At 68.9% G+C, this 15,161-nt stretch carries 11 protein-coding genes; 4 read left to right on the top strand and 7 right to left on the bottom strand.

Annotated features, from left to right (window positions below; genetic code table 11):
• Positions 1-34: 34 nt before the first annotated feature.
• Positions 35-760 (bottom strand): amino acid ABC transporter ATP-binding protein, encoded by a 726-nt coding sequence (locus ACFTZB_RS31695; protein ID WP_378437595.1) that lies wholly within the window; start codon positions 758-760, stop codon positions 35-37.
• Between the two features lie 4 nt (positions 761-764).
• Positions 765-2,576: an ABC transporter substrate-binding protein/permease gene (locus ACFTZB_RS31690; protein WP_378437593.1), complete on the bottom strand. Its 1,812-nt coding sequence runs from the start codon at positions 2,574-2,576 to the stop codon at positions 765-767.
• Positions 2,577-2,711: 135 nt separating this feature from the next.
• Between ACFTZB_RS31690 and ACFTZB_RS31685 the strand changes: the two genes are divergently transcribed.
• Both ACFTZB_RS31685 and ACFTZB_RS31680 read left to right on the top strand, forming a co-directional pair.
• Complete coding sequence (locus ACFTZB_RS31685) at positions 2,712-3,347, top strand: TetR/AcrR family transcriptional regulator C-terminal domain-containing protein (protein WP_378437591.1); 636 nt, start codon at positions 2,712-2,714, stop codon at positions 3,345-3,347.
• Positions 3,348-3,409: 62 nt separating this feature from the next.
• Positions 3,410-5,101 carry an acyl-CoA dehydrogenase family protein gene (locus ACFTZB_RS31680; RefSeq protein WP_378437589.1) on the top strand — a complete coding sequence of 564 codons (1,692 nt, stop codon included), beginning with the start codon at positions 3,410-3,412 and terminating at the stop codon, positions 5,099-5,101.
• A 43-nt stretch (positions 5,102-5,144) separates the two neighbouring features.
• Here ACFTZB_RS31680 and ACFTZB_RS31675 read toward each other — a convergent pair whose 3' ends face one another.
• Entirely contained in the window at positions 5,145-6,071 is a 927-nt protein-coding gene (locus ACFTZB_RS31675; protein ID WP_378437586.1) for a DMT family transporter, read from the bottom strand.
• Between ACFTZB_RS31675 and ACFTZB_RS31670 the strand changes: the two genes are divergently transcribed.
• Positions 6,070-7,491: a PLP-dependent aminotransferase family protein gene (locus ACFTZB_RS31670; RefSeq protein ID WP_378437584.1), complete on the top strand. Its 1,422-nt coding sequence runs from the start codon at positions 6,070-6,072 to the stop codon at positions 7,489-7,491. The two genes, ACFTZB_RS31675 and ACFTZB_RS31670, sit on opposite strands and share 2 nt — an antisense overlap.
• A 43-nt stretch (positions 7,492-7,534) precedes the next feature.
• On the opposite strand, the gene ACFTZB_RS31665 is transcribed toward ACFTZB_RS31670, so the two are convergent.
• From ACFTZB_RS31665 to ACFTZB_RS31650, 4 genes are all read right to left on the bottom strand, one after another.
• A complete protein-coding gene (locus ACFTZB_RS31665) occupies positions 7,535-8,848 on the bottom strand; it encodes a PucR family transcriptional regulator (protein ID WP_378437582.1) in 1,314 nt (437 codons plus the stop codon).
• Entirely contained in the window at positions 8,845-10,278 is a 1,434-nt protein-coding gene (locus ACFTZB_RS31660; protein WP_378437580.1) for a phytoene desaturase family protein, read from the bottom strand. The genes ACFTZB_RS31665 and ACFTZB_RS31660 overlap by 4 nt, the downstream gene beginning before the upstream one ends.
• The gene (locus ACFTZB_RS31655) at positions 10,275-12,086 is read right to left on the bottom strand and encodes a DUF3556 domain-containing protein (RefSeq protein ID WP_378437578.1); all 1,812 of its coding nucleotides are present in this window, start codon (positions 12,084-12,086) and stop codon (positions 10,275-10,277) included. Before ACFTZB_RS31655 ends, ACFTZB_RS31660 begins: the two co-directional genes overlap by 4 nt.
• Positions 12,087-12,152: 66 nt before the next feature.
• The gene (locus tag ACFTZB_RS31650; RefSeq protein WP_378437597.1) at positions 12,153-13,619 is read right to left on the bottom strand and encodes a class I adenylate-forming enzyme family protein; all 1,467 of its coding nucleotides are present in this window, start codon (positions 13,617-13,619) and stop codon (positions 12,153-12,155) included.
• A 254-nt stretch (positions 13,620-13,873) separates the two neighbouring features.
• On the opposite strand from ACFTZB_RS31650, the gene ACFTZB_RS31645 reads away from it, so the two are divergent.
• The gene (locus ACFTZB_RS31645) at positions 13,874-15,088 is read left to right on the top strand and encodes an acetyl-CoA C-acetyltransferase (RefSeq protein ID WP_378437576.1); all 1,215 of its coding nucleotides are present in this window, start codon (positions 13,874-13,876) and stop codon (positions 15,086-15,088) included.
• Positions 15,089-15,161 lie beyond the last annotated feature (73 nt).

The following is a 15,161-nucleotide window of genomic DNA, read 5'->3' as shown; positions in this document are numbered from 1 at the left end:
GGACTCGTCAACCACGCACGGGCCGCGGAGCGGCCTACAGCACCTGCGACAGGAACTGCTGCAGCCGTTCGGTTTCGGGCTTGTCGAACAGCTGCTCCGGTGTGCCGGTCTCGACGACGGCGCCGTGGTCCATGAACAGCACGGTGTCGGACACCTCGCGGGCGAAGCCCATCTCGTGCGTGACGACGACCATCGTCATGCCGCCCTTGGCGAGGTCGGCCATCAGCGCGAGGACGCCCTTCACCAGTTCGGGGTCGAGTGCCGACGTGGCCTCGTCGAAGAACATCACTTCGGGTTTCATCGCGAGGGCGCGGGCGATCGCGACGCGCTGCTGCTGCCCGCCCGACAGGTTGCCGGGGCGTGAGTCGGCCTTGTTGGCGAGGCCGACGAGTTCGAGTTGCTCGAGCGCCAGCGACCGCGCCTCGTCCTTGGACATGCCCTTGAGTTTGCGGGGGCCGAGCGCGATGTTGTCGACGACGGTCTTGTGCGGGAACAGGTTGAAGTGCTGGAACACCATGCCGATGCGCTGCCGCAGCTTGTCGGGGTTGTCCTGCAGCACGGATTTGCCGTCGAGCAGGACGTCGCCCTGGTCGGGTTCGTGCAGCCGGTTGAGGACCCGCAGCAGGGTGGACTTGCCGGAACCGGACGGCCCGATGACGGTGACGGTGTCGCCGGCGTCGACGTGGAGGTCGACGCCGCGCAGCACCTGGTTGGTGCCGAACGCGAGGTGCAGGTTGGTTCCAGTGAGAGAGACGGCCATCGCCCTATCCCCTTTCCACGACGATGGACTGTTCCACCGGGTCGAGCGTGCCGGACGTGTCGGCGCGGCCGGTGCGCAGACGGTTGTCGATGTAGTTGACGAGGTGCGTCAGCGGGATGGTGAGCGCCAGGTAGAACAGGCCGGCGGCGACGAGCGGTGACAGGTTGCCGGTCTGCGCGTTGAGGTCGCGGCCGACGGCGAACAGTTCCCGCTGGCTGACGAGCAGGCCGAGGAAGTAGATCAGCGACGAGTCCTTGATCAGGGAGATGAACTGGTTCATCAGCGCGGGCAGCACCCGCCGCACACCCTGCGGGACGACGACGAGCGTCATCGACTTCCGGTAGCTGAAGCCGAGCGCCCGGGACGCCTCGAGCTGTCCGGGTTCGACGCTCTGGATGCCGGACCGGAAGATCTCACCGATGTACGCGGACGCCAGCAGCGACAGCGCGGCGGCGCCGAGCCAGTACGGGTTGTTGCCGGTGAGTCCCTTGACGACAGGTCCGACGCCGAGTCCGACGATGAGGATGATGACGACGGCGGGCAGACCGCGGAACACGTCCGTGTAGACGCGGGCGGGCCACCGCAGCCAGCGGGTGCGGGAGATGCCGGCCATCGCGAGCAGCATGCCGAGGACGGTGCCGACGATGCCGGACGCCAACGCCAGGATCAGTGTGTTCGGCAGACCGGTCTTCAGCAGGTCGGGGAAGGCCCGGGTGTAGAGGTCCCAGTCGAAGAACGTGTCCTTCAGTTGCTGGAGTGTCGACTTGGGTTCGGCGACGGGGGTTTCGGTCGTGTCGTTCGCGTTCTGGGCGGCGAGCGCGGCGAAGTCCGGGAGGTCGGGCGCGGGTGCCGCCTTGCTACCCGGCTTCCAGCCCTCGGGCAGTTCGCGGGGCACCCAGTCGGAGTACAGCTGGGCCCAGGTGCCGTCGGCGATGACGGCGTCGAGCCCGGAGTTGAGTGCGTCGACGAGCGGCTGGTTCTCCTTGTTGACGGCCCAGCCGACATAGTTGTTGACGCTGAAGGTGTTCTCGACGATCGACGTGGGGTCGCCCGGTGCGATGGCGCCCTCGGCCTGCTGCGACGGCGCCACCCAGGCGTCGATCTGCCCGGTCTTGAGGTTGGCGTACGCGGTGGCGTAGTCGGGGAACTTCACCGGGTTCAGCTTCAGCGTGTTGACGACGTAGTCGTCCTGGACGGTGCCCTGGACGACGCCGATGCGGGTCGACGCGTTCAGGTCGTCGAAGCTCTGGATCGGTCCGCCGTTGGGGACGACGAGCGAGAAATAGCCGAAGTCGTAGCCGTTGGTGAAGCCGACGGTGTTGCGGCGCTCGTCGGTCGTGGTGATGGACGAGGACCCGACGTCGAAGCGGCGCCCGGCCACCTGGGCGAGAAGCCCGGCGAACTCGGTGCCGACGAAGTCGACGCGCAGGCCCAGCTTGTCGGCGACGGCCCGCAGCAGTTCGTTGTCGTAGCCGGTGAACTGGTTGTCCGAGTTCACGCAGATGCTCGGCGGCGCGTCGGACAGGGTGCCGACGGTGAGCACCCCGGGGGTGATGAGGTTCAGTTTCGACGTGTCGATCTGGTCGAGCGGGGTGGTCGACGGCGTCGTGTAGCGGTCTTCGGCCGCCGCACCAGAGGCGGCGAGGTTGGTCGGGGCGGCGGTGGCCGCGCCGACTCCCGGCGGGGAACACAGATCCTGCGGCGCCGCCCCCGACGTCTCGCCGCCGCTCGAACAGGACGACAGTGTCAACGCCAGCAGGGCGGTGAGCAGTAACGCCACCACCACACGGATCTTCGCTCCGACGGAAGAAAACATGGTGAGCAGCGTAACCCTGGCCGGCGGGTTTTCCGGGGTCGGAGGACGCCTCGGGCGACGCCCGTCACTCTCCTTGTTTGTCATACAAACAAGGAGAAGTTATTGTTTGTCGTACAAACAACTTGGAGGGCAGCCATGGCGTCGCAGACGGGCCGAGCAGCGCGCGCAACCCGGGAGTCCGGTCGGCAGACCCGCGACGCCCTGTTCACCGCCGCCACCGAGCTCTTCCTCGAACACGGCGACGGCGTCGCGATCACGCAGATCTGTGCCGCCGCAGGGGCCCACCCCAACCAGGTGACGTATTACTACGGGTCCAAGGAACGGCTCTTCGTCGAGGTGGCGTGCGCTGCCGTGCTGCGCGCGGGCAAGCAGGCCGAGGACGACGCCGCCACCGCCGAGACCGTCGGCGACTACACGGAGAAACTCGTCGGCTCCCTGCTCGGACCGGGCGCCCCCAGCGTCGAACTGTTCGTGGAAGCGATGCTCATGACGGGCCGCCGCGGCGAACTACGCGACCTCATCACCGACACCCTCCGCACCCTGCACTCCTCGGGCGAGGATGCGCTCATCCGCACCCTGATGCGCACCGGCTGGCAACTGCGCGCCGGCATCGACGTGGAGGCGAAGGCATTCTGGTCCGCGATCTTCGGACTGGTGATCCAGAAGACCGCCACCGGCGAGAGCTTCGGTTACTCGCTGGAGGAGGCCGTCGCCGTCATCTTCGCGAACCTGCAGATCCCCGACACCGTCCTGGGCACCTCCATCGACTGACCACGTGAGCGGCACGGTGTGCTCCAGCACGCTTTGCCACTCACCTGGGGAAGGACACCACCATGACTTCCGTTTCCGACAATCGCATTACCCATCCCGCACCCCACCGGACGCATACCGTGCTCAACCAGTCGGTGCCCCGCACCGACGTCAACGAGTTCACCCTCGACACGGTGCTGTCCGAGGGCGTGCGCCGCCACGACGCCGACTGGGCCACCGGAGAACTCACCGACATCGGCGCACTCGTCGGCAGCGCCACGTTCCAGCACGACGCCGAACTCGCCAACACGATCATCCCGGAACTGAAGACGTTCGACCGCTGGGGCAACCGGATCGACGAGGTCGAATACCATCCGTCCTACCACCGGATCATCTCCGCGGCCGTCGCTCACGGCGCGCACACGTCCGCGTGGGCCGATCCGAAACCCGGCGCGAACGTCGCTCGCGCAGCCGCATTCATGCTGTTCGCGCAGATCGAGCCGGGCCACTCCTGCCCGATCTCGATGACCAACGCCGTCATCCCGTCCCTCGAACTGCAACCCGACGTCGCCGCGACGTGGAAGCCGCGCGCCCTGTCCCGCAGCTACACCCCGGAACTCGACGCGCCCGGCAAGGCGTCCGCGATCTTCGGCATGTCCATGACGGAGAAGCAGGGCGGCTCCGACGTCCGCGCCAACACCACCGTCGCGAAACCCACCGGGCGCGGCGGCCCCGGCGCCGACTACCTGCTCACCGGGCACAAGTGGTTCTGCTCCGCGCCGATGTCCGACGCGTTCCTGGTGCTCGCACAGGCGGAAGGCTCGGGCGGCGAAGGACTCTCGTGCTTCCTGCTGCCCCGCATCCTCCCGGACGGCACCCGCAACGTTTTCCGTATCCAGCGGCTGAAGAACAAGCTCGGCAACAAGTCCAACGCGTCGTCCGAGATCGAACTCGACGGCACCGTCGGTGTCATGGTCGGCGAACCGGGGCGCGGTGTCCGCACGATCATCGAGATGGTCGCGCGCACCCGCCTCGACTGTGTGCTCGGCAGCGCGTCGGGGATGCGGCAGTCCGTCGCCGAGGCCGTGTGGCACGCCCGGCACCGCTCGGCGTTCGGTGCCGTCCTGGCCGACCAGCCGGCGATGACGTCGGTGCTCGCCGACCTCGCGTTGGAATCGGAGGCGGCCACCGTCACCGCCGTGCGACTCGCCCGCGCCCACGACGAGGACGCGAGCGAGCAGGAACGCAGCTTCCGCAGACTCGCGACTGCGGTTGCGAAGTACTGGATCTGCAAGCGCGGCCCGCACCACGCCTACGAGGCGCTGGAATGCCTGGGCGGCAACGGGTACACCGAAGACTTCCCGCTCGCCCGCCGCTACCGCGAACAGCCCGTCATGGCCGTGTGGGAGGGGTCGGGGAACGTCATCGCCCTCGACGTCCTGCGCGCGATGACCCGCGAACCCGACACCGTCGCCGCGTTCGACGCCGAGGTGAACCTGGCCCGCGGCAGCAACGCGGTGCTGGACGCGCACCTCGACCGGGTCCGCACGCAACTCGGCGACCTCGCCGGACTCGACCCCGCCGACGCCCAACGCCGCGCCCGCACCGTCGTCGAGTCGATGGCCCTCGTGCTGCAGGCGTCGCTGCTCACGCGATTCTCACCCGCCGCCGTCGCCGATGCGTTCGTCGACGCCCGCCTCGGCCCCGACCGCAGCCACGAATACGGCACCCTCTCCCCGGCCGCCGACCTGCAGGCGATCCTCCGTCGCGCGTAGGCGGCTCCGCCGCCCGTGCGTGGTTAACGAGTCTCTGGACTCCTTAACCGCGCACGGGCGCGAAGCGCACTCGGACGGCGGTCCCCGCGGCGACGATCACGGCCACGCCGCCGACGACGGTGGCCCAGGTGAGTTGTTCACCCAGCAGCAGGGCCGCCCAGGAGATGGTCAACACGGGTTGGACCAGCTGGACTTGACTGACCTGCGCCATCGGCCCGATCGCGAGCCCGCGATACCAGGCGAAGAAGCCGAGGTACATGCTCACCACGCCCAGGTACGCGAATGCCGCCCACTCGGTCGGTGACCCGGTCGGCGGCTGCCGGATCGCCGAAACGACTGTCAGGACGACCATCAGCGGCGCGGCGCCCACCAGAGCCCAGGATATCGTCTGCCATGCACCGAGTTCGCGGGCGAGGAGGCCGCCCTCGGCGTATCCGATCGCGGCAGCGATGACGGCGCCGAACAGCAAAAGATCCGCCCAGTGCAACCGACCGACCCCGCCGCCCTGCAGGGATGCGAACACGACACACGCCACGGCGCCCACCCCGGCCATGATCCAAAACGACAGCGGCGGACGCTCTTTGCTCCGGACGACGGCCGCGACCGCCGTCGCCGCCGGCAGCAGCGCGATGACGACGGCACTGTGAATGGCAGGCGCGGTCGTCAGGGCGAAGGACGTGAGAAACGGAAAGCCGACGACGACTCCACCCCCCACTACGGCGAGACGCGCCCACTGCGCACCCCGCGGCAAGCGCTGCCGGGTCAGGGTCAGAGCCGCCGCCGCGAGGAACGCCGCGAGCACTGCCCTGCCCGATCCGATGAACAGCGGCGACAGCCCGCCCACCGCCACCCGAGTGAACGGCACCGTGAACGAGAACGCCGCCACTCCGAGCAGGCTCCACCCCAGACCGGCACGAGAAGGCGATATCACTGTTGCGCGAATAGGAGTAGCGCTACTATCTATCGTCATGATCAACGATAGCAGTACGCGCATCGTCGCGGCACTGGGCAAGTGGATCGGCCAGGCGCCACCCGGGGCGCGGCTCCCATCGACCCGTGCGCTGGTCGCCGAATACGCGGCAAGTCCGGTGACCGTGCAGAAGGCCCTGCGCACCCTCACCGCGCAGGGGTTGATCGAGAGCAGGCCCGGCGTCGGCACGTTCGTTCGCGCCATTCGGACGGCACGGCCGCTCGACTACGGATGGCAGACTGCTGCTCTCCGATCCCCGCAGAACCGCCTGCCGTCGTCGTCGACTCCGATACGCCGGGCCCCCAACGATGCGATCGCGTTGCACGCCGGCTATCCGGATCGCGAACTCCTACCGGAGCGCCTGATCCGATCCGCGCTGACCCGGGCCGCGCGCAGCGACGCCGCGCTGTCGCCCTCTCCCGCCGCGGGCCTACCGGAGCTGCAGTCGTGGTTCGCCAATGAGCTCGGCCGCTCGACACCGGTCGGCGTCACGCCGCCCACGGCGAGCGACGTCATCGTGTTGCCGGGAAGTCAGAGCGGGCTCAGCTCGGTCTTCCGGGCCCTGGTTCCGGTCGGGCAGCCGTTGCTGCTGGAGTCGCCCACCTACTGGGGGGCGATCCTGGCCGCGGCCCAGGCGGGAGTGCGCGTCGTCCCCGTCCCCAGCGGACCCGACGGTCCCGACCCGGACGAGCTGGCCCGAGCGTTCGAGGAGACCGGCGCCCGGGTGTTCTACGCTCAACCGAACTATGCCAACCCCACCGGTGCGCAATGGTCGAACCAGTTGTCCGAGAACATCTTGGAGGTGGTCCGGGCACACGGGGCCTTCCTCGTCGAAGACGACTGGGCCCACGATTTCGGGATCGACACCGACGCCAGTCCCGTTGCCGCGCACGATGACGCCGGCCACGTGATCTACCTTCGCTCGCTGACCAAGAGCGTGTCACCGTCCATCCGCATCGCCGCGGTCATCGCCCGCGGACCGGCCGGGGACCGCATCCTCGCCGACCGCGGCGCCGCGTCGATGTATGTCAGCGGACTCCTCCAGGCCGCGGCACTCGACGTCGTCACCCAGCCCGGATGGCAGACCCACCTGCGCAATCTCCGGCACCAACTCCGAGCGCGGCGCGACCTGCTCGTCACCAGCCTGCGCGAGCACGTCCCCGGCGCCCACATCACCACCGTGCCCAAAGGCGGACTCAACCTCTGGGTGCGCCTGCCCGACGCAACGAACCTCCCGAAACTCGTCGCAGACTGCGAAGCCTCGGGAGTGCTCATCGCCGCCGGCTCCGAGTGGTTCCCCGCCGAACCCGCCGGTCCGTTCATCCGGCTCAACTACTCCGGCACCAACCCCGGCGCTTTCCCCGAGGGTGCGCGCGTGATCGGCGACAAACTCGCGGCTCCGCCGCCCGTGCGTGGTTGACGAGTCCAGAGACTCCTTTCCCACTCACAGGCGGCGAAGCCGCCTACCGCAGGACCGTCGGGCCCAGGAACTCGCACACCTGCAGGGCGAGTGCGAGATCCAGTTTGCTGTGCGTGCCGGTGGCCGGGTCGCCGAGTGCCTTGGTGATGCGGTATTTGACGGTGTTGCGGTGCAGGTTCATCTGCTGCGCGGTGTGGAGGTGGCTCTCGCCGGTCGCGAAGTAGGTGCTCAGCGTGGCCCGCAAGGTCGCGGCCTGGTCGGTGTTCTCCGCGAGCGGGCCGAGGACCTCCCACACCCACGCCCGGGTGGAGTCCAGGTTCTCGGCGAGGAGGGACACGACGGCGACGCCGCGGTCGCCGAAACCGACGATCGGCCGGACCTGGGTGTGGGGCACGGTGGCGACGGAGTAGGCGGCCCGCGCCTGTTCGTGCGACCTCCGGAATCCGGCGATCCCCGGCGCGGGCAGGCCGATCGCGGTCCGGATGCCCGGCTTCGACGGCAGGGCGGCGGCGAGTTCGGTGGTGTCGAGAACGGGCTTGCGGCGACCGAAAGGGAGCCAGGCCCAGAGGGTTCGGCGGTCGATGGCGGTGACGATGGGCGCGGAGTCGGTGGCGAGGTGACGGGCGAGGTCGCGCACGTAGTGGTCGAGGGCGTTGAGGCTCGCCTCGGTGTCGGCGCCGGTGGACCACAGGATCATCGCGACGTGCGTCTGGTCGAGCCGGTACTGCGTCTCGGCCTCGAACGCGGATCCGTCGTTCCCGGTCCCGGTGAGGAGGGTGTGGATGGTCGACGAGTGCACGTTGCCGCGGGCACCCAGCCACCGCCGCCGTTCCTGCTCGTAGGCGTCGAACACGTACAGCGTGATCCAGTCGATGTAGCTGTACACGACCTCCGAAATATGTTTGAGCACCGCGAGAGTCAGCGGTCCGGGCAGGTCGAGGGAGCTGACCTCGTCGTAGCAGATCTTCATCAGATCGTCCTGGCCCATGTGATACGCGCGCACCAGCGAGTTCGACGACACGTCGCGTTGCGCCAACCGCAGCGCGTACTCCACGGCGGCGGTGGTGGGCTGGAGATGGTCGACGGGAATGTCGTTGGCCAGGACGTGGACGATCGTCGAGACGTTGCCGTGCACACTGGCCTCGAGCAGTTCGACGAGCTGCGGGTCCTCGTCGAGTTGGTCGATCTCGTGCGCGAGCAGCGCGCTCATCGCGCGGGTGATCTCCGCCTGCCGCGCATCGAGTTTCCGTGCGATGCCGGCCACGATGTCGAGGACCTCGGCCTCCGCCATCGCCGGCACCCGTGCCATCCGGCGCCGGGCACCGGCGCGGCGGTCGCCGGGGGCGGGACTGCTCACAGCACGTCCCCTCCGGCGCGGCGCAGGTAGCGCAGCGCGGACTGGGCGGCGTTGTACCCGCACATGCCGTGCGCGCCGGCGCCGGGCGGTGCGGACGCCGAGCACAGGTAGGTGCCCGGGATCCCGGTGCTGTACGGGTCGAGGGCGATCCGGGGGCGCAGTACCACCTGGGTTTCGGTGTTGGCGCCGCCGATGATGTCGCCGCCGACGTAGTTCGCGTTCGACGCGGCCAACTGCACGGGTCCACTGCTGACGGTGGCGACGACGCGGTCCCGGAACCCGGGGGCGAACCGTTCGATCTGCGCGACTACCGCCTCGGTCGCGTCCCCGGTGTACCCGTGCGGGACATGGGCGTACCCGTACAGCGGGTGCAGGTTCCCGTTCGACCGGCCGGGGTCGGCGACATACTGCTGCCCGACGAGGACGAACGGCCGCCGCGGCATCCGGCCCGTCGCGACGTCGCGTTCGGCGTCGGCGATCTCCGCGAAAGTGCCACCGAGGTGCACGGTTCCGGCGCGACCGCAGGCGGGGTCGGCCCACGGCACCCCGCCGTCGACGGCGAAGTCGACCTTGAACGCGGCGGGTCCGTGCCGGTACCGGCGGTAGGCCTTGGCGACCCGCGGCGGCAGCCGGTCGCCGAGGATGTCGGCGGCGGTGGACGGCGCGAGGTCGAGGAGGACGACGTCCGCCGGCGGAATGTCCCGGGGGCTGCGGACCCGGATGCCGGTGGTGATTTTGCCGCCCCAGTCGGTGAGCATCGCGGCGAGCGCGGCGGTGATCGACTGCGACCCGCCCTCGGCGACCGGCCAGCCGTAGCGGTGCCCGGCGGCGACGATCATCAACCCGACCGCGGACGTCGCGGGCCGGTCGAGGCGGTAGTACGCGTGCGCGGCGACGCCGCCGAACAGGGCGCGGGCCCTCTCGGTGCGCCACCAGCGGGCCGTGACGGTGGCCGGCAACAGGGCGCGCGGGCCGAAGCTCGCGAGCTTGATCGGGTGCCGGGGGATGTTCGCGATCGGGCGCATGAGGTCGGCGGCCAGGTCGTCGAACCCGTCGGCGAGGCTGCCGAACATCCGCTGCCAGCGTGTTCCGTCGTCGCCCAGGCCGGCGGCGGTGTCCTCGACGGAGCGGTGCAGCAGCCCGGCGTCGCCGGTGTCGAGGGGGTGCGCGCAGTCGATCTCCGGCCATTTCCAGGTCAGCCCGAACCGTTCGAGGTCGAGGGTCCGCAGGTACGGCGACCCGGCGCCCATCGGGTGGAACGCGGAGCATTCGTCGTGCAGCAGTCCGGGGACGGTGAGTTCGCCGGAGCGGGTGCCGCCCCCGATGGTGTCGGCGGCCTCGAGCACCTGGACGTCGACGCCGTGCCGGGCGAGGTGGACCGCGGCGGCGAGCCCGTTGGGCCCGCTACCGACCACGACCGCAGTCGTCACGGCCGCACCGCCACGTTCGACTTCGGCAACTCGCTCTCCCGCTCCTCGACGTCTCCCTCCAGTCTCCACTGCACGTCGAACGGAATGGGCCCGTTCGGCAGCCACGGCTGCTCGGCGATGGCGTCGGACACCTTGTACGTTCCCCGTTCGACGACTCCGAGCGCCGCGTCGATCACCTTGTACTCCTGGATGCCCTTGTGGATGGGCTGCGATTCGATCCAGGCGATCACGAATTCGCCGGGCGCGAAGTGGCAGCGCCGCTGGAGTGCGGCGATCAGGAACTCGTTGTGCAGGTGGCCGTCTCCGAAGTTGAACGCCACCAGTGAGTTACAGCTGAACTCGGCCTCCCGCAGCGAGTACGTGTCGATGTCGTCGCCGAGGTGGTTCATCAGCAGCGAGTACAACGCGCGGCCCTGGCTGTGCATCGACCGCCAGCCGAGCAGTTGGTGCATCACGACGTCCGCGACCTCCGGCGGGTAGGTGGCGAGCAACTGGGTGCGGGTGTTCTGGCTGGGCCGCTTCACGAATCGGTCGAGCTTCTCCTCGGCGCCCGGTGCGAACGCCCAGGTGGCCGACGCCCAGTTGCCGGCGTACTGGCGCATCGACGGCAGGAACGAGACGAGGTCGGGGCGCAGGTTGCCGAGGATCGGGAAGAACACCAGGGCGGCGACGATCACCGCGGTCAGCCACACCGACGACATGTCGGCGATGCCATACCCGTCCCAGGCGGGGAATCCGACGAACAGGAAGATCGACGCGTAGGCGAACAGCAGGTTCCATTCGAGCGGCACGGCGAGCGGGAACGTGGACAGGATGAACAGGTGGAACGCCACCATCAACGCGACCGCGAGCAGCGTCAGCGTGCGGTTGGTGGAGAACAGCAGCACCAGCGGGGTCACCACCTCCACGACCGTGCCGAGCACGTGGGCGACACCACCGGCGACGATCGACGGTCGCAGGTCCTCGGGGAAACTGCGGTAGTGGGCGCGCTTGATCTTCTTGAACGGCATCCACGGGGTGTTGGACAGCATCGGCGGGACGACCATCGAGAAGTGGTGGCCCAGCTTGGACACACCGGCGCCGACCCACACCGCCACGATGAGCAGCTTGAGCGCGATGATCATGTCCACGAACGGCAGGACGCCGAAGAAGACGACGGCCGGGAAGTACTGCTCGCCGCGGGCGGCGATGAAGATGACCTTGTCCCGCAACCCGATCACGATGAGCAATGCGATCAGCGGCAACAGGAGGGTGGGGTTCACCAGACCGTGGTTGCCGGGCAGCACCGCGTCGATGGTCGGGGTGTGCACGCCGGCGAACCCGAGCGTGAGCCCGATGTTGATCAGAATCGCGGCGTAGATCAGCACGTCGAACACGGTGCGCGTGTCCCCGGAGGTGAGCGGTACCTTCCCCGGCCACGGTGGGAGCCGGATGGTGCCGGGTCGCAGCCAGAACAGGGCGCCACCCATCATCGGCTTGAAGTGGCCGGCGAGCGGACCCCAGGAGCCGCCCAGGCCGATCGTCTCGATCAGCAGGGTCCACAGGATCAGCTTCTGGTACACGATCGGTGCGTTCCACCAGGTGCCGACGTCGAGCACGTGGTGTCCGGAGGTGAACGTCGCGATCGACAGTCCGGCGCCGAGGTAGAGGACGAGCAATTTCAGAATGTAGATGGTGTGCACCATCTTCGGGGTCCCGAAGCCGTAGTCGACCCAATGCGTCGACATGGCGCGCAGGCGGTCGCGGAACGGGAGGTCGAGGAAGGTGGCGGGGTCGACGTCGGGGAAGTTCCCGGTCTTGAATCCCATGGGAAGGCTCCTTGCGGGTAGGGGTCATCGCCTCGGGTGGCGCCCGAGGTGTGGGGTGAGGCTGGATCAGTTGACGGCGGCGGCCCGGTGGCGGCTGCGCAGCCCCGGCTTGTCGATCTTGCCGACGGGGTTGCGGGGCAGCGCGTCGACGATGTGAATGGCTACGGGCAGTTTGACTTTCGTCAGCCGGTCGCGCAGATGGTCGCCGAGCTGATCGTCGGTGACCGGGCTCTCGGGGTAGGCGACGACGTAGGCGACCGGGACCTCGCCGTACACGTCGTGCGGGGCGCCGATCACGGCGGCCTCGAGGACGTCGTCGTGGGTGGCGAGGGCGTTCTCGATCTCCTTGGGGTAGATGTTCTCTCCGCCGCGGATGATCATGTCCTTGATGCGGTCGACGAGGGTGAGGTAGCCGTCCTCGTCGAGGCGTCCGACGTCGCCGGTGTGCAGCCAGCCGTCGACGACGGTGCGTTCGGACTCATCGGGCCGTCCGAGGTAGCCGCGCATCACGTTCGCGCCCCGGATCACCACCTCGCCGACGGTCCCCACCGGTGCCGGTGCGCCGGACTCGTCGACGATCGCGATGGTCTGGCCCGGCAGCGCGGGGCCGACCGTCCCCAGCTTGCGGACGCCGCCCGGCGGATTGCACGCCGACGCGCACGTCCCCTCCGTCAGCCCGTAGCCCTCGACGATGACGAGACCGAAACGCTGCTCGGCACGGTCGAGGAGTTCCTTCGAGATCGGGGCGGCCCCGCACACCGCGAACCGCAGCGACGAGAGGTCGGTGGCGGCGTCCTGGGACACCAGCAGGGCATAGATGGTCGGGACCGCGGAGAAGTACGTCGGGCGCAGGCGGGCGACGTCGTCGAAAAACCGGGCCGGGGAGAACCGTCCGGTGACACTCAGCTGACCGCCGGCCAGCATCGGCGCAAGGAAGCTGACGCAGATCGCGTTGACGTGGAACAGCGGCAGGATCAGCAGGCAATGGTCGTCGGCGGTGAGCGAAAAGTGCTGCACCATCGACGAGCTCATGAACTGCAGATTCTCGTGCGTGAGCATCACACCCTTGGGGCGTCCCGTCGAACCGGACGTGTAGATCAGCAGGGCGAGGTCGTCGGCGCCGACGGTCGGGCCCGGCGCCCAGTCGGGGTCGGGGGTGACCGCCATGTCGTCGACGGCGATCGTCGGCCGTCCGCCGGTGGGTGCGTCCGGTCCCTCGTTGACGACGAGAACTGCGGCGGCGTCCGCGATCTGATACTCCGCCTCCGTCGCGGTGAAGGTGGGATTGACCGGGGTCGCGGCCGCCCCGATCCGCCAGGACGCCATGAGGGCGACGAGCAGTTCGGCGCGGTTGGGCAGCATGATCGCGACGACGTCACCGCGACCGACGCCGTGCCCGGACAACTGCGCGGCGAACGCGTCGACCCGCTCCGCGAACTGCCCGTAGGTCAGGTCGAGGCGGTCGTCGCGCAGGCACGGCGCATCAGCGCGCTGTGCGGCGCGGTCCCAAGCGAAATAGCCGATGTGCGACACGATTTCGATCCCCTTCGGTGGTGGTGTGATGTACGACACTATCGGCGGGTCCGGGGGCGGGAAACGGTCTCGGGGGCTCGAGTTCGGACGCTGCGTTGTCGCTCGAGCACAACCGCGGGTGTCCGGGGGTTGACACCGCGCCGCAGCCGCGGACAATATATGCAAATGCTTAGAAAATAAGCAGATGCTTAGAATTGAGGGGCTGGAGGTCCGCACCGACCGCCGTCCACCACGTCAATCGGTAGGAGTTACCCATGCCCGAGGCCGTCATCGTTTCCATTGCCCGTTCCCCGATCGGCCGTGCCATGAAGGGGTCGCTGGTCGGCATGCGCCCGGACGACCTCGCCGCGCAGATGGTGCAGGCGGCCCTCGACAAGGTGCCCGCACTCGACCCGACCGACGTCAACGACCTCATCCTCGGCTGCGGTCTGCCCGGCGGTGAGCAGGGCTTCAACATGGGCCGCAACGTCGCCGTCCAGCTCGGCTACGACTTCATCCCCGGCACCACCATCACCCGCTACTGTTCGTCGTCGCTGCAGACCACCCGCATGGCGCTGCACGCCATCAAGGCCGGCGAAGGCGACGTGTTCATCTCCGCCGGCGTCGAGACCGTGTCCCGGTTCGTCAAGGGCAACTCCGATTCGCTGCCCGACACCCAGAACCCGCTGTACGCCGACGCGCAGACCCGCACCGAGAAGCTCGCCCAGGGCGGCCAGCAGTGGGTCGACCCCCGGCAGGAGGGCCTGGTCCCCGACACCTACATCGCGATGGGCCAGACCGCCGAGAACGTCGCCCAGGTCACCGGCATCACCCGCGAGGAGCAGGACCGCTGGGCGGTGCGCTCGCAGAACCGCGCGGAGGAGGCCATCAAGAGCGGCTTCTTCGAGCGGGAGATCACTCCGGTCACCCTGCCCGACGGCACCGTCGTGTCCACCGACGACGGCCCCCGCGCCGGCACCACCTACGAGGCCGTGTCCCAGCTCAAGCCGGTGTTCCGGCCGGACGGCACCGTCACCGCCGGCAACGCGTGCCCGCTCAACGACGGCGCCGCCGCCCTGGTCATCATGTCCGACACCAAGGCCAAGGAACTCGGACTGACGCCGCTCGCCCGGATCGTGTCCACCGGGGTGTCCGGTCTGTCGCCGGAGATCATGGGGCTCGGCCCGATCGAGGCATCGAAGCGTGCCCTCGCGATCGCGGGGCTGGGCATCTCCGACATCGACCTCGTCGAGATCAACGAGGCGTTCGCGGTGCAGGTGATCGGGTCGGCGCGTGAGCTGAACATCGACGAGGACAAGCTGAACGTCTCCGGCGGAGCGATCGCCCTCGGGCACCCGTTCGGCATGACCGGTGCCCGCATCACCGCGACCCTGCTCAACAACCTGACCACCCACGACAAGCAGTTCGGCCTCGAAACCATGTGCGTCGGAGGCGGTCAGGGCATGGCGATGGTCCTCGAGCGGCTGTAGGCGGCTCCGCCGCCCGTGAGTGGTTGACGAGTGCAGAGACTCGTTAACCACTCACGGGCGCGAAGCGCCTAGG

Source organism: Rhodococcus sp. NPDC057014 (genome assembly GCF_042673295.1).
In the GTDB taxonomy this organism is placed as follows: Bacteria; Actinomycetota; Actinomycetes; order Mycobacteriales; family Mycobacteriaceae; genus Rhodococcus_F.
Note: the sequence above shows the minus strand (reverse complement) of the source record. Positions and strands in the feature narration are given on the sequence as shown.

Bases quoted from the DNA above. Each gene is read 5' to 3' on its own strand.
- ACFTZB_RS31695 (WP_378437595.1), bottom strand. From the start codon at position 760: ATGGCCGTCTCTCTCACTGGAACCAACCTGCACCTCGCGTTCGGCACC.
- ACFTZB_RS31690 (WP_378437593.1), bottom strand. From the start codon at position 2,576: ATGTTTTCTTCCGTCGGAGCGAAGATCCGTGTGGTGGTGGCGTTACTG.
- ACFTZB_RS31685 (WP_378437591.1), top strand. From the start codon at position 2,712: ATGGCGTCGCAGACGGGCCGAGCAGCGCGCGCAACCCGGGAGTCCGGT.
- ACFTZB_RS31680 (WP_378437589.1), top strand. From the start codon at position 3,410: ATGACTTCCGTTTCCGACAATCGCATTACCCATCCCGCACCCCACCGG.
- ACFTZB_RS31670 (WP_378437584.1), top strand. From the start codon at position 6,070: ATGATCAACGATAGCAGTACGCGCATCGTCGCGGCACTGGGCAAGTGG.
- ACFTZB_RS31675 (WP_378437586.1), bottom strand. From the start codon at position 6,071: ATGACGATAGATAGTAGCGCTACTCCTATTCGCGCAACAGTGATATCG.
- ACFTZB_RS31655 (WP_378437578.1), bottom strand. From the start codon at position 12,086: ATGGGATTCAAGACCGGGAACTTCCCCGACGTCGACCCCGCCACCTTC.
- ACFTZB_RS31645 (WP_378437576.1), top strand. From the start codon at position 13,874: ATGCCCGAGGCCGTCATCGTTTCCATTGCCCGTTCCCCGATCGGCCGT.